This window comes from Halomonas saccharevitans (assembly GCF_900116405.1).
Classification (GTDB): domain Bacteria; phylum Pseudomonadota; class Gammaproteobacteria; order Pseudomonadales; family Halomonadaceae; genus Halomonas; species Halomonas saccharevitans.
Window position 1 is genome coordinate 1 of record NZ_FPAQ01000019.1, and the last position, 13,958, is coordinate 13,958.

14 protein-coding genes and 1 tRNA gene are annotated in these 13,958 nt (G+C 69.3%); 6 read left to right on the plus strand and 9 right to left on the minus strand.

Annotated features, from left to right (window positions below):
* Positions 1-271 (minus strand): IS5 family transposase (locus tag BM388_RS10025; protein WP_139233922.1); only part of this gene is annotated, 271 nt, incomplete at its 3' end.
* Positions 272-426: 155 nt separating this feature from the next.
* Here BM388_RS10025 and BM388_RS10030 point away from each other — a divergent pair.
* The gene (locus tag BM388_RS10030) at positions 427-1,953 is read left to right on the plus strand and encodes a sensor domain-containing diguanylate cyclase (RefSeq protein ID WP_139233923.1); all 1,527 of its coding nucleotides are present in this window, start codon (positions 427-429) and stop codon (positions 1,951-1,953) included.
* Positions 1,954-2,049: 96 nt separating this feature from the next.
* On the opposite strand, the gene BM388_RS10035 is transcribed toward BM388_RS10030, so the two are convergent.
* The 6 genes from BM388_RS10035 to bioB form a co-directional block, all read right to left on the minus strand.
* Positions 2,050-2,134, minus strand: a tRNA-Leu gene (locus tag BM388_RS10035).
* 44 nt (positions 2,135-2,178) lie between these two features.
* Entirely contained in the window at positions 2,179-2,880 is a 702-nt protein-coding gene (gene bioD, locus BM388_RS10040) for a dethiobiotin synthase (protein ID WP_089849691.1), read from the minus strand.
* A gap of 1 nt (position 2,881) precedes the next feature.
* The gene (locus tag BM388_RS10045; RefSeq protein WP_089849694.1) at positions 2,882-3,724 is read right to left on the minus strand and encodes a methyltransferase domain-containing protein; all 843 of its coding nucleotides are present in this window, start codon (positions 3,722-3,724) and stop codon (positions 2,882-2,884) included.
* Positions 3,721-4,440: an alpha/beta fold hydrolase gene (locus BM388_RS10050; RefSeq protein WP_089849695.1), complete on the minus strand. Its 720-nt coding sequence runs from the start codon at positions 4,438-4,440 to the stop codon at positions 3,721-3,723. Before BM388_RS10050 ends, BM388_RS10045 begins: the two co-directional genes overlap by 4 nt.
* Entirely contained in the window at positions 4,437-5,591 is a 1,155-nt protein-coding gene (gene bioF / locus BM388_RS10055; RefSeq protein ID WP_089849697.1) for an 8-amino-7-oxononanoate synthase, read from the minus strand. The genes BM388_RS10050 and bioF overlap by 4 nt, the downstream gene beginning before the upstream one ends.
* A 23-nt stretch (positions 5,592-5,614) precedes the next feature.
* Positions 5,615-6,745, minus strand: coding sequence for a biotin synthase BioB (bioB, locus tag BM388_RS10060; protein ID WP_245781522.1), 1,131 nt, complete (start codon positions 6,743-6,745; stop codon positions 5,615-5,617).
* A gap of 85 nt (positions 6,746-6,830) precedes the next feature.
* Between bioB and BM388_RS10065 the strand changes: the two genes are divergently transcribed.
* Together BM388_RS10065 and BM388_RS10070 are read left to right on the plus strand one after the other, a co-directional pair.
* Positions 6,831-7,532: a ComFC family protein gene (locus BM388_RS10065; RefSeq protein WP_245781523.1), complete on the plus strand. Its 702-nt coding sequence runs from the start codon at positions 6,831-6,833 to the stop codon at positions 7,530-7,532.
* Positions 7,533-7,579: 47 nt separating this feature from the next.
* Positions 7,580-8,566 (plus strand): serine/threonine protein kinase, encoded by a 987-nt coding sequence (locus tag BM388_RS10070; protein WP_089849701.1) that lies wholly within the window; start codon positions 7,580-7,582, stop codon positions 8,564-8,566.
* A gap of 172 nt (positions 8,567-8,738) precedes the next feature.
* On the opposite strand, the gene BM388_RS10075 is transcribed toward BM388_RS10070, so the two are convergent.
* On the minus strand, positions 8,739-9,281 hold the full coding sequence (locus BM388_RS10075) for a TraB/TrbI/VirB10 family type IV secretion system protein (RefSeq protein WP_089849703.1): 543 nt from the start codon (positions 9,279-9,281) through the stop codon (positions 8,739-8,741).
* Between the two features lie 286 nt (positions 9,282-9,567).
* On the opposite strand from BM388_RS10075, the gene folE reads away from it, so the two are divergent.
* From folE to BM388_RS10090, 3 genes are all read left to right on the plus strand, one after another.
* Positions 9,568-10,125: a GTP cyclohydrolase I FolE gene (gene folE / locus BM388_RS10080; protein ID WP_089849705.1), complete on the plus strand. Its 558-nt coding sequence runs from the start codon at positions 9,568-9,570 to the stop codon at positions 10,123-10,125.
* A gap of 22 nt (positions 10,126-10,147) precedes the next feature.
* Positions 10,148-10,558, plus strand: a complete 411-nt coding sequence (gene folX, locus BM388_RS10085) for a dihydroneopterin triphosphate 2'-epimerase (RefSeq protein WP_175535072.1) — start codon at positions 10,148-10,150, stop codon at positions 10,556-10,558.
* Positions 10,559-10,663: 105 nt separating this feature from the next.
* Entirely contained in the window at positions 10,664-12,121 is a 1,458-nt protein-coding gene (locus BM388_RS10090) for an NAD-dependent succinate-semialdehyde dehydrogenase (RefSeq protein ID WP_089849707.1), read from the plus strand.
* 256 nt (positions 12,122-12,377) lie between these two features.
* On the opposite strand, the gene purH is transcribed toward BM388_RS10090, so the two are convergent.
* Positions 12,378-13,958, minus strand: a complete 1,581-nt coding sequence (gene purH, locus BM388_RS10095; RefSeq protein WP_089849710.1) for a bifunctional phosphoribosylaminoimidazolecarboxamide formyltransferase/IMP cyclohydrolase — start codon at positions 13,956-13,958, stop codon at positions 12,378-12,380.

Here is a 13,958-nt window from a genome sequence, read left to right on the forward strand (position 1 = left end):
AGCCATCCTCTCGCAAGCGGAGCTGGAGGCGCGCCAGGATGGTCTCGAAGGTGCCGTCATCGCGCCACTGGCGGAACCGGTCATAGACGGTCTTCCACGGGCCGTAGCGTTCTGGCAGATCGCGCCACTTGGCGCCCGAGCAGAGGATCCAGAAGATGCCGTTCAGCACCTGGCGGTCATCGCGGCGGGGGCGCCCCGTTCTCTGCGGCGGTGACACGATGTCCTCGATGATGGCCCAGCCGTTGTCGGAGATCTCGTAGCGTCCTGCCATGGGTCACCTATGCTGCTGTGGCATAGGTGACATTAGCAAATTCAAGTTTTCGGACAAAGCCTAAGACGGTCCGCAGGGGGACGAGGGACGCTTCGTCGGGTTGAGCAGGCGGCGCTCGCCATGACGCATCAGGTTTCCGCCCGTTCGTGGCCTTCATGAACGTTGCTACGCCCGAGGTGAGGCTGCCCTGCGCCTCCCAGGCCCTGGCGGCCCTGGCCCGCGAGAGCCGAGCCCTGATGCAGGACGCCAACTGGGCCGATGGCGTCGATCGCCTGCTCGCTGAGATTGGTCGTAGTACCGGGGCCAGTCGCGTCTGGATCTTCCAGCTGCTGGAACTCAGGGAAGAGGCCGTGGTGCAGGACTACGTCTTCGAGTGGGCCGCCGCGCCTCGCTATCGCCAGCTGATGCAGCGCCGCTTCCGTTTCTTCCACTCTGCGCTGGGCGATCCCGTCTATCGACGCATGATCGAGGAGCGCCGCGCCGGCCAGGCCCACGACCTCTGCGTGCCGCGGATGGACGAGAGTCCGCTGCGGCGCCATCTTGAGAGCCAACACATCCGCTCCATGGCGACGGTGCCGATCGTCGTTCATGGGGAATGGTGGGGTACCCTGGGGATCGACGACTGCGAGCGCGCCATCTCCTGGCAGGGGCCGGGGCTCGACCTGCTCACCACCGCCAGCGAGCTGATCGCCGCGGCTCTCTATCGTCACCAGCTGACCAGCCGCTCCCGCCAGCTCGAGCTCTTCCATCAGGTGACGAACTGCGGCGTCTGGGAGGTGGTGCTCTCCAATGGGCGGGTGTGGTGCTCCCAGGCCTTGAAGGCGCTGCTCGACTATCCCGCCACCTACCCCCGAGTGCCGCTGCGCCGGCTGCTGGCGCGCGTGCAACGGCAGGACCGCCAGCGCCTCTGGGCCGAGCTGCGGCGCGCCCTGTCTCAGCGCCAGGCAATGTGTCGGCTCGACGTGCGCCTGGCCCTCGGCGATGCCGACGAGCACTGGTTCGATCTGTTGGCGGAGATCCGCCGCGACGAGGCCGGGCGCCCCCAGATCATCGCCGGCATCCTGATCGATATCCGTCAGCGCAAGCGCGACGAGCAGGACGCCTGGCGCGCCGCCGAGTCGGACACCCTGACCGGGGCCCTCAACCGGCGAGGCCTGGCGAGATGGCTCGAGGCGCGCGCCGAGGCGCGGCGCCTTCACCTGCTGATGCTGGACATCGACCATTTCAAGCGCGTCAACGACGCGCACGGCCATCCCGCCGGCGATGCGTTGCTGCGTCTGCTGGCCCGGCGGCTGCGCGATGCGCTGCGCGAGGAGGACGCCCTGGTGCGCCTAGGCGGCGAGGAGTTTGCCGTCGTAGTGCGGGGCCGGGACGACGCCTCGGCGGTAGCGCTGGCCGAGCGGCTGCGGCGGATCGTGGTGGCGACGCCCTTCCGCCTGGGCCTGCCGGGGCATGGCGAGGGGCTCAGCCTCGCGGTCTCGATCAGCCTGGGGGTGGCCCTGCTTCCCGGCGCGTCGGACGCGGCCGAGCGTCGCCTGTCGCTGGCGATGGCCTGGGCGGACGAGGCCCTCTATGCCGCCAAGCAGGCGGGGCGCGATCGCGTGCGGATCCATGAGAGCGTGTGCGAGCAGGCCGATGACCATCACCGAGCCAACGAGATCGAGGGCGATTGCGCCGGGTGAGCGCGACATATGGTACGACAGAAAGAGGTCGACCGGCGTCGATGACGTCGGGTCAAGGGATTCGAGGGAGTCGCATTACGCTGGGTGACGCTGAGATGGTGCGGATGGGGAGACTTGAACTCCCACGCCCGAAGGCACCAGGACCTAAACCTGGCGTGTCTACCAATTCCACCACATCCGCACGGATAGGCAGGCGTGCACATTCTACGGACGCCTTCGCGCAAGTCAATCGACATCGGGCAGCACCAGGTGCTCGGCGGCCGCTGCAGCCAGCGCTTCGTGTCCCTCGGCCGCGAGCCTCGGCACCACGCCGAGGCAGGGGGCATCGAGGGTAGCGTCGAGAGTCGCCAGGTTGTCGCCGTAGAGGGCATCGTCCGACGCGAAGCCAGGATCGAGGAGGTTGCCCACCCAGCCGGCCAGCCGCAGGCCGTCGGCGCGGATTGCATCGCAGGTGAGCCGGGCATGGCTGATGGCGCCGAGGCGCAGCCCCACGACGAGGATGACCGGAAGCTCCAGGCGCACCGCCAGCCCCGACAGGTCCTCGTGGTCGTTGAGCGGCACTCGCCAGCCGCCCGCCCCCTCGATCAGCGTCAGGTCGCGTTCGAGGTCGAGCGGCGCCCGAGCATGGTCGTCGAGCGTCTCGAGCGTCGGCGTCGCCCCGGCTCGGCGGGCGGCCAGGTGCGGGGCGATGGCGGGCGCGAAGGCGAAGGGATTGATCGTCGCGTAGGGCAGGGCCGGCCGGGTCTGAGCCTCGAGGGCCAGGGCATCCACGTTGCGCAGCCCCTGGGCGGTCTCCTCGCAGCCGGAGGCCACGGGCTTGAGGCCCAGGGTGGTAAGGCCGCGGCGCCGGGCCAGGGCGAGCAGGCCGCTGGTGACGAGCGTCTTGCCGGCATCGGTGTCGGTGCCGGTCACGAAGTAGGCGGGCATGTCAGGTCGAGAGCTCCAGGGTCAGCAGGCGGTAGGTGACGGGCAGCCCCTCGGGCTCGCGCAGCGCTTCAAAGCGCCGCGCCGCCTGGGCCAGGTCGGCTCGCGTCAGCCGGGCACCGGGCCGCGCGACCTGGGCCCCGACGCCCTTGATCGAGGCCATGACCGCGGCGAGGTCGGGATAGTGAAAGCGCGCGGCGACCTCGCGGCAGTCGACGCGGCGAAAGCCCGCCGCTCGGGCCGCGCGGCGATGCTCGCCGGCGTCGCGGAAGGCGAGCAGGGCGGCCGGGCGCTCGGGGTGCGACCAGGCGTGGTTCACCTCGGCCAGGGTGCCGGGGGCGAGGGTGTTGATCAGGGCGCGACCGCCGGGGCGCAGCACGCGTCGCACCTCGGCGAGCACGGACGCGAGGTCCGGGCACCACTGGATCGCCAGGTTGGAGACCACCAGGTCCAGGCTCGCCTCACTCAGCGGCAGGGCGGCAGCATCGCCACACAGCCAGCGCACGGGGTCGCCGTGGGTCCGGCGGGCCTCGTCGAGCATCCCCGGGGCGAGGTCGAGCCCGATCACGCGGCAGTCCGCACCGTAGCGCGCCTTGAGCCCGGCGGCCGTCTCCCCCGGGCCGCAGCCGAGATCCAGTACCGCCCCGGCTCGCTCGGGAAGCCGCGCCAGCAGCGACGCGGCCATGGCCCGCTGGGCGCTGGCCCGCTCGGCATACTGCGGGGCGGCCCGGGAGAAGGCGCGAGCGACGCGTCCCCGCCAGCCGGCCTGTTCGGCCGATGCCTGTTCTATCAAGGGCGGCGTGGCGCGGCGAGGCGCGTCCGCCAGGGGTTCTGGAAGAGCCATCATGGCGCTCGCTCCTCGGCGATAGCGGCCAGGCACTCCGCCAGGGCGCGTGGCTGGCTGAGCATCGGGCAGTGGCCCGCGTCGGCGAGGCGAACGTCGGCCGCGTCGCGGTCCGACGGGGGCAGCAGGGGGTCGTGCTCCCCGACGATTTGCCAGATCGGGCAGGGCGGGGCGGCCAGGGAGTGGCGATGGTCGAGCCGGGCCAGCTGGCCGAGCCCCGCGGCCAGGGTCGCCGACGGGGCAGCGGGTGCGGGGCCGAGCAGCTCGAGCAGTTGGCGATGGGCCGCCCGCGGCGAGGGCTCACCGCGCAGCTGCCAGCGCAGGAAGTGGGCTCGCGTCGCCTGTGGGTCGCGGCGGAAGGCGGTGCGAAAGGTCGCGAGGTCTTCGTGCGAGACGCCGTCGGGGTGGCAGAAATGCGCACCCATGCCGAGCAGCACCAGGCCGCGGGGGGCGGGCAGGTGGTCGAGCAGGGCCGCGGCGAGCAGGCCGCCCAGCGACCAGCCCACCCAGACGGCGTCTTCCGGCAGGTCGGCGGCCATCGCCTCGGCTAGCCCGGCGAGGTCCTCGGGGTCGTCCAGGGCGGGGCGGGTCGCGTAGCCGGGCCAGTCGGGAGTCGAGACCTTTAAGCCGGCCTCGCGCCGATTGGGCCAGTGCGCCGCCAGCGGTCGCCAGATGCGCGCATCGCAGCCCCAGCCGGAGAGCATCACGAGCCGGGTCATGCCGACACCTCCTCGGCGTGCAGCGCGGCCAGGGCCTCGAGCAGCGCCTCAATATCCTCGTTGGTATGGGCCGCGCTCAGGGTGATGCGCAGCCGCGCCTCGCCGCGGGGCACGGTGGGCTCGCGGATGGCGCCGACCATGATCCCGCGTTCGCGCAGCCGGGCCGCCCAGCGCATCACGCGCTCGCTGTCGCCCAGCACCAGGGGCTGGATGGGCGTGGTGGAGGGCGATAGCGCGAGCCCGACCCGGGCGGCCTCGGCGCGAAAGCGCGCGATCCACTCGGCCAGGCGCGTGCGCCGCTCGGGTTCGGCCTCGAGCAGGTTCAGCGCTTCGAGGGTGGCGGCGGCCACCCCGGGCGGCTGGGCAGTGGTGTAGACGTAGGGGCGGGCGAACTGGATCAGGTGATCGATCAGCGCCTGGCTGCCGGCCACGAAGGCGCCGGCGGAGCCCAGCGCCTTGCCCAGGGTGCCGACCAGCACCGGCACGCGCTCGGGACCAACAGCCCGGCCCGCGCAGCCGTCGCCGTGCTCGCCCAGCACGCCAAGCCCGTGGGCGTCGTCGATCATCAGCCAGGCGTCGTGGAGGGCGCAGGTCTCGGCGAGCCCGGCGACGTCGGCCACGTCGCCGTCCATGCTGAACACCCCGTCGCTGACCACCAGGCGGCGCCCGTCGGCCGGCGCACGGGCGAGCAGCCGCTCGAGATCGTCCAGGTCACTGTGATGGAAGCGCCGCGAACGGGCCCCCGAGAGTCGGCCGCCGTCGAGCAGCGAGGCGTGGTTCAGGCGGTCCTGGTAGAGCCGGGTCTCGCCGTCGCAGAGCGCCTGCAAGGTGCCAAGGTTGGCCATGTAGCCGGTGGAGAAGAGCAGCGCCGCCGGGCGCCCGGTCAGCTCGGCCAGGCGCTGCTCGAGCGCCTCGTGAACCGCCAGGTGACCGCTGACCAGGTGCGAGGCTCCGGCCCCGGCGCCATCACGGCGCGCGCCCTCGGCCTGCGCCTCGGCGAGGCGCGGATCCCGCGCCAGGCCCAGGTAGTCGTTTCCGGCGAAGTCGCGAAGCGGCCCGCGGGGGTGGTGGGTGCGGCGCGCACGCCAGCGGCCGCCGTCACGCTGCGCGGCGGCCCGCGCGCTGAGGTGGCTGGTCCAGGCATCCGACATAGGGTTCACAGCCGACATGCGGGTCAGGCTTGGGCGGCGTCGTAGGCGAGCCGGCCGGCCGCGCTCTCCTGCGCCGCCGCGGCCTGACGCACTGCATTGGCTTCCAGAGCGGCCGTCAGGGCGGCCTGCTGGCCCGCCTCGTCGGTGCAGGTTTCACGGCGCTCGGGGTGCAGGCCCAGCCGGTCGAAGAGCGCGCGGTCCTTCTTCACCTGGGGGTTGCCGGTGGTCAGCAGGGTGTCGCCGTAGAAGATCGAGTTGGCCCCGGCCAAGAAGGCCAGCGCCTGGGTGGAATCGTCCATCTGCTCGCGGCCGGCGGAGAGACGCACGTGGCTCTTCGGCATCAGGAGTCGGGCCACGGCGATGGCGCGGATGTACTCGATGGGGTCGAGGTCTTCGACGTTTTCCAGCGGCGTGCCGGGCACCTTGACCAGCATGTTGATCGGCACTGACTCGGGATGCGGCTCGAGCTTGACCAGCTGCTGTAGCAGGGCGGCGCGATCGCGGGGCGCCTCGCCCATGCCGAGGATGCCCCCCGAGCAGACCTTCATCCCCGCCTCGCGCACGTTGCCCAGGGTCTCCAGGCGATCGGCATAGGTGCGCGTGGTGATGATCTCGCCGTAGTAGTCCGGCGAGGTGTCGAGGTTATGGTTGTAGTAGTCCAGGCCGGCCTCGGCCAGCCGGCCCGCCTGGTCGGTGTCGACCATGCCGAGCGTCATGCAGGTCTCGAGCCCCAGCTCCTTGACCCGGCGCACCATCTCCAGCACCACCTCGAGGTCGCGCTCCCGCGGGCTCTTCCAGGCTGCGCCCATGCAGAAGCGGCTGGCGCCGGCCTCGCGTGCGGCGCGCGCCTGCTCGACGACCTTCTCGATCTCGAGCAGCTTCTCCTTGCCGAGCCCGGTGTTGTAGTGGCCCGACTGCGGGCAGTACTTGCAGTCCTCGGGGCAGGCGCCGGTCTTGATGGAGAGCAGGGTGGAGACCTGCACGGCGTTGGCCTCGAAGTGGGCACGATGCACCTGCTGGGCGCGAAACAGCAGGTCGTTGAAGGGCAGGGCGAACAGCGCCTCGATCTCCTCGAGCGACCAGTCGTGGCGGACCTCGCTTCGTGTGGCTAGGGTCAGGGAGTCGGGGCGGGATTCTTGGGGCGCAGCAGGCATGGCGGGCTCGCTTATGGTCAACTGGTCGTGGATATCGAGGTTGACGGATAGCCTACGGCCTGCGGCGGGCATGTCAACCGGCGGAGTGAGTGGAGTTGACGGCTGGCTGCGCCGGGCCCTGCCCGGTCGCTGCGCGTTCTGCCTGGCGGCGTTACCGGGAGAGGCGCCATGGTGCGCGGCCTGCTTCGCGGAGCTGCCCTGGAACCTGCCGGCCTGTGATGGCTGCGGTGAGCCGCAGCCCCCGGCCCAGGCGGGGCTGCGCTGCGGGCGCTGCCTGCGTCGTCCCCCAACGTTCGACCGGGCCAGGGTGCCGCTGCGCTACACCAATGAGGTGGCCGGCCTGGTGCAGCGCTTCAAGTTTGACGCCTCGCCGCGGGCCGGGAGTCTGCTGCTCGAGCTGCTGATGACGCGGCTCTCGGCGGATGCCAGGGCCTGGCCCGAGGCGCTGGTGGCGGTGCCGCTGCATCCGCGCCGCGCGCGGGGACGCGGCTTCGACCAGGCGCTGTGGCTCTCCCGGCGCCTTGCTTTACGGCTCGGCTGCCCGCTGGTAAGCGCCCAGCGCCTGCGGGACACGCCCAGCCAGCGCGGCCTGGACCGCGGCGAGCGGCGCAAGAATCTGCGCGCGGCCTTTGTTGTGCCGGCGACGCTGCCCGGGCGGGTGGCGCTGGTCGACGACGTCGTCACCACGGGGGCGACCCTGGAGGCGCTGGCCGTGGCCTGTCGCCGTGCCGGCGCTCGCGAGGTGGAGGCCTGGGCGGTGGCGCGCACGCCCCTCCACGACCGCTGATCCGGGCTCTGGTAAAGTGTTTCCCTTTACCCCTGCCGGAGCCTTCCATGGAGACCAGACCCCATCCCTTCGCCGATCTCTCGCCCGCCAGGGTCGTGGCGGCGGTGGAGTCGCTCGGTTTCTGGCTGCCCGGGGAGCCCTTCACCCTGAACAGCTACGAGAACCGGGTCTTCCTGGTGCACGACGACGAGCGCCGCCGCTGGGTGGTGAAGTTCTATCGCCCCGAGCGCTGGACGGATGCCCAGATCCGCGAAGAGCACGCCTTACTGGCCGAACTCGCCGAGGCCAAGGTGGCCGTGGCCGCCCCCTGGCGAGACGCGGCGGGCGAGAGCCTGCATCGCGCCGAGGGCTTTCGCTTCACGCTCTTCCCGCACCTGCCGGGCCAGGCGCCGGAGCTGGAGAACCCGACTCACCTGTTCGCCCTCGGCGAGCTGATCGGCGCGGTCCATGCGGTGGGCGAGCGGGGGCGCTTCGCGCATCGTCGCTCGCTTGATCTCGACGGCATGGTGCTGGAGGCCCGCGACAAGGTGCTGGCGAGCCGCTGGCTGGATCGCCGCCAACGTCCGGCCTACCGGCGCCTCTGCGACGCGCTGCATGCACGGCTCGCCGCCCATGCCCAGGATCTCGGCCAGATGATCCGCGTGCAGGGCGACTGTCATATCGGCAACGTGCTTGGTCGCGATGAGCACTTCGCCCTGGTCGATTTCGACGACTGCCTGATGGCGCCCGCCATCCAGGATCTGTGGATGCTGTTCACCGCCCAGGAGGAGGGCGAGCGTCAGATGCAGCTTTCCGAGGTGCTCGAGGGCTACGAGCAGCACCGCGACTTCGAGCGTGGCGAGCTCGCCCTGGTGGAGCCGCTGCGCACCCTGCGCCTGCTGCGCCACAGCGCCTGGCTGGTGGATCGCTGGGAGGACCCGGCCTTCCCGCTGGCCTTTCCCTGGCTTGCCGATGCCGGCTACTGGGATGGCCATCTGCGCCTGCTGGAACAGCAGCGCCAGGTGCTCGAAGCGGCGCCGCGCTGGCTGGCCTGAGGGCGTGCTGGCCCGAGAGGAAGATGGACGAAGGAGAGAAGGAGAGAAGGAAAGAAGGGCGTTAATGCAGGACGCACCCCGCGGGGTGCGTCCTTCAGCATATCGCGGGAGCGAGTCGAGCAAGCACGTCGCGAAAGCACGGTACGAAAGCACGTTACGAAAGAGGCGACGCTCAGTCGTCAGCGGGACCGGTTTCGGCGGGCGTCGGGTTGGCAGTGCCCTCGCCCTGGCGGCGCTGGGCGTTGATCTCGGCCGCCGGATTATCCTGCTGCTCGATGGCCAGGTCGCTGGCCAGGCGCAGCTGGAAGGTCTGCTGCGGGGTCAGGCGGCATTCGCCACCCTGGCAGGCGGGGATGCCGAAATCGCCGTCGGCGCCATAGGCGGCGGCGGAAAGTTCGCCGCTGTAGATCTCGCTCTCGCTGCCGTCGGTCTCGATGCAGGTCAGGGCCTGGGTGGTCAGGCGGATGCGCTCACCGTCGAGACGGGCGTTGCCGACCACCACGCAGTATTCCGGCAGGGAGTGGGAGGCACTGCCGCCAGCGACCGGGTGAATGATCAGGTCGTCGTGCGCTGGTTCCTGGGCGGTAAGCGTCAGGGTCTCGATGACCTGGACGTCGAGGGTCGCATCTATTGGCAGTTCGAGGGTGTCGCTCATGGCCAGGCTCGGCACCGTTAGGGCAGCGGCCATCAGCAGAGAGGCAGGGGTCTTGATCATGTCGGGCTCTCGAGGGTGATTTGGGCGCAGCATGAAGCAGGCATAAGCCTATCACAGGCCGGCAGACCCGGCAGCCCTCGGGGATGGGGGGAGGCGCGACACGATGTCACTGGCCGGCCCGACGCTCCCCTGCGTCGATGGTCGTCATGCGCTAGAATGTGGTTTTCTGGATTCTTTTGTTGTACAAGATTTGGATGTTGTATATCTTCTGTACACGATACAACCATGATGGCCGGGCTATCCACCATCGACACGCCGGACACCGACTCTGCCACGGGGCCTGACCATGACCGAAGAACTCGCCAACCATTACCGCCACATCATCCACGAACTGGGCGAGAACCCCGACCGAGAGGGCCTGCGGGATACGCCCAAGCGCGCCGCCAAGGCGATGCAGTTCCTCAACCGCGGCTACAGCCAGTCGCTCGAGGAGATCATCAACGGCGCGGTGTTCGAGTCGGAGACCGACGAGATGGTGCTGGTCAAGGACATCGAGCTCTACTCCATGTGCGAGCACCACCTGCTGCCGTTCATCGGCAAGTGCCACATCGCCTACCTGCCCAGCGGCAAGGTGCTGGGGCTCTCCAAGTTTGCCCGCATCGTCGATATGTACGCCCGGCGCATGCAGATCCAGGAGAACCTGACCCGCCAGATCGCCGAGGCGGTTCAGCAGGTGACCGAGGCCCGGGGCGTGGCGGTGGTGATCGAGGCGCGCCACCTGTGCATGATGATGCGCGGGGTGGAGAAGCAGAACTCCAGCATGACCTCCTCAGTGATGCTCGGCGCCTTCCGCGAGAAGCAGAGCACCCGCCAGGAATTCCTCACCCTGGTCAACGGCCGCTGATTTCCCCGCAAGGAGCCTCGATATGCCGATTCACGCCCTGGACGATCAGCACTTCGACCACGACATGGCCACGATCCGCATCAAGAACCTGCGCCTGCGCACGCACATCGGCATCAAGGATGACGAGATAAAGAACCGCCAGGACGTGGTGATCAATGCGGTGATTCGCTATCGCGCCGACAAGGCCGTCGAATTCAACCACATCGAGCAGGCCCTGAACTATCGGACCATCACCAAGGAGGTGATCGCCCTGGTCGAGGATCGTCGCTTCCTGCTGCTCGAGCGCATGACCCGGGAGGTGCTGGACCTGATCATGGGCCACCAGCAGGTGCTGACCGCCCAGGTGGAGATCGACAAGCCTCACGCGCTGCGCTTCTCCGATTCGGTGTCGATTACCCTGTCCGATTCCCGGGAGTCTCGCCGCCCGCAGTGAGCCCGCGTTGATTGGCAAAAGACCCCGGTGCTTGGTGCACCGGGGTCTTTGCGCTTAGCATGGGGGAAAACCGACAAGAGGCCGCGATCGCGGCAGGAGACGACCATGCAAGCCCTCAAGGAAACGCAGCTCTATTGCCCCTTCGCCTATATCGACGGCAGCTGGGTCGCCGCCGACAGCGGTGAGCAGATCGACGTGCTCAACCCGGCCACCGGCGAGTCGATGGGCAACGTGCCGCGCCTGGGGCGTGCGGAAACCGAGCGGGCCATCGACGCGGCGGACGCCGCCCTGCCGGCCTGGAAGGCGCTCACCGCCCTGGAGCGTGCCGATATCCTGATGAAGTGGCACGACCTGATGATGGAGCATCAGGACGACCTGGCCATGATCATGACCTACGAGCAGGGTAAGCCGCTCAAGGAGTCGGCGGGCGAGATCGCCTACGCGGCGAGCTTCCTGCGCTGGTTCGCCGAGGAGGCGCGGCGCGTCTATGGCGATACCGTGCCGGCCGCCAAGGCCAACCAGCGGATCGTGGTCACCAAGCAGCCGATCGGCGTGGTGGGGGCCATCACGCCCTGGAACTTCCCCGCGGCGATGATCACCCGCAAGGCCGGCGCGGCACTGGCCGCGGGCTGCACCATCGTCGTCAAGCCGGCCAGCCAGACGCCGTTCTCCGCCACCGCCCTGGCCAAGCTTGCCGAGCGGGCGGGCGTGCCGCGCGGTGTGTTCAACGTGGTGCCCGGGCGCGCCTCGGAGATCGCCGCGGCCATGACCGAATCGTCGCTGGTGCGCAAGATCACCTTCACCGGCTCCACCGAGGTCGGTCGCGGGCTGATGGCCCAGGCCTCCCAGCACATCCAGAAGATCTCACTGGAGCTGGGCGGCAATGCCCCCTTCATCGTCTTCGAGGATGCCGACCTGGACGCCGCGGTGGAGGGCGCCATGGCCGCCAAGTTCCGCAACGCCGGCCAGACCTGCGTCTGTACCAACCGCTTCTTGGTCCAGTCCAGCGTGGTCAACGCCTTCTGCGAGAAGTTGGCGGTGGCCATGAACAGCGAGCTCAAGGTGGGTCACGGCACCGGTGACGGCGTCAACATCGGCCCGCTGATCGACGACAAGGCGGTGGCCAAGGTCAGCGAGCACGTCCACGACGCCGTGGATCAGGGCGCCGAGCTGCTGCTGGGCGGCCATCCGCATCCGCTGGGCGGCAACTTCTTCTCGCCGACCCTGATCAGCTTCGCCCACGACAAGATGAAGGTCGCCCACGAGGAAACCTTCGGCCCGCTGGCGGCGGTGTTCCCCTTCGATGACGAGCAGGAAGCCGTCCAAATGGCCAACGACACCGAATACGGCCTGGCCTCCTACTTCTATTCGCGTGACCTGGGCCGGGTCTGGCGGGTCGCCGACGCCCTGGAGTACGGCATGGTGGGCATCAACACCGGCCTGATCTCCAACGCCGCCGCGCCCTTCGGCGGGGTCAAGGCCTCGGGGCTCGGCCGCGAGGGCGGCCACCAGGGCCTCGACGAGTTCCTCGAGACCAAGTACCTCTGCTTCGATCTCGGCTGACCGGGCTTCGCCCGGAGCTGCAAGCTTGAAGAGCGGCGCTTCGCGCCTGAAAGCTGAAAGAAGAACACCCCGCCGAGCGCGCTCGGCGGGGTGTTTCTTTAATACGGAACCTAAGAAAACGGCTGGGCGATGGTCAGGCTAGGCGAAAATCGGCGCGAAAGCGGAGTTTGCTGTTGCAAATGAGCATTTCAACCGGGCTAGCGCACTAGACGATTTTCAACGACGCATGGCCGAGTTCCAGCGTTTTCCCCTCCGTTTAGTGGCGGAAGTGGCGCATGCCGGTGAAGACCATGGCGATGCCGGCCTCGTTGGCCGCGTCGATCACCTCCTGATCGCGCATGGAGCCGCCGGGCTGGATCACCGCGGCGATGCCGGCGGCGGCGGCGGCATCGATGCCGTCACGGAAGGGGAAGAAGGCGTCGGAGGCCATCACCGAGCCGGGCACCGAGAGCCCCTCGTCGGCGGCCTTGATGCCGGCGATCTTGGCCGAATAGACGCGACTCATCTGGCCGGCGCCCACGCCGATGGTCTGGCCGTCCTTGGCATAGACGATGGCGTTGGACTTGACGTACTTGGCCACCTTCCAGGCGAAGGCCAGGTCGCGCATCTCCTGCTCGCTGGGTACACGCTCGCTGACCACGGTGAGTTCGTCGCGGCCGACCATGCCGAGGTCGCGATCCTGGACCAGCAGGCCGCCGGTGACGCGCTTGATGTCGTGGGCGTGCTCGCGCTCGCCGGGCCAGTGCTCGCCGACGTCGAGCAGGCGCACGTTCTTCTTCTCGGCGACGATGCGCGCCGCCTCGTCCTCGACCCCGGGGGCGATGATCACCTCGACGAACTGGCGCTCGACGATGGCCCGCGCGGTCTCGGCGGTAAGCGCCACGTTGAAGGCGATGATGCCGCCGAAGGCGCTGGTCGGGTCGGTGGCGAAGGCCTTGTCGTAGGCCTCGCGGGCGGTGGCACCCACCGCCACGCCGCAGGGGTTGGCGTGCTTGACGATCACGCAGGCGGTGTCGGTGAAGCCCTTGACGCACTCGAAGGCGGCATCGGTGTCGGCGACGTTGTTGAACGAGAGCGCCTTGCCGTTGAGCTGGGTGGCGGTGGCCACGCTCGCCTCCCGGGCGCCCGCCTCGACGTAGAAAGCCGCCTTCTGGTGCGGGTTCTCGCCGTAGCGCATGCCCTGCTTCTTCTCGAACTGCAGGTTATAGGTGCGCGGGAAGCCGTCCTCGCCGCCGGGAACCCGCTGGCCGAGGTAGTCGGCGATGGCGGCGTCGTAGCCGGCGGTATGTTCGAAGGCCTTCACGGCCAGGTCGAAGCGGGTGGCATCACTCACCGCGCCTTCGCCAGAGGCGATTTCGGCGAGCACTCGAGCGTAGTCGCCGGCATCCACCACGATGCTGGTATGGGCGTGGTTCTTGGCGCAGGCGCGCACCATGGTCGGGCCACCGATGTCGATGTTCTCGATGGCATCCGTGAGGGTGCAGTCCGGCTTGGCGACGGTCTGGGCGAAGGGGTAGAGGTTGACCACCACCATGTCGATGGGGTCGATGCCGTGCTCTTCCATCACGCCATCGTCCTGGCCGCGACGGCCGAGGATGCCGCCGTGGATCGTCGGGTGCAGCGTCTTGACACGGCCATCCATGATCTCGGGGAACCCGGTGTGCTCGGACACCTCGGTGACCTCGATGCCGTGCTTCTTGAGCAGGCGGAAGGTGCCGCCGGTGGAGAGCAGCGCGATGCCGTGCTCGCTGAGGCCGCGGGCGAAGTCGACGATGCCGGTCTTGTCGGAGACGCTGATCAGGGCGCGGCGGACCGCGGTGGAGGAGGCTTGGGCCAT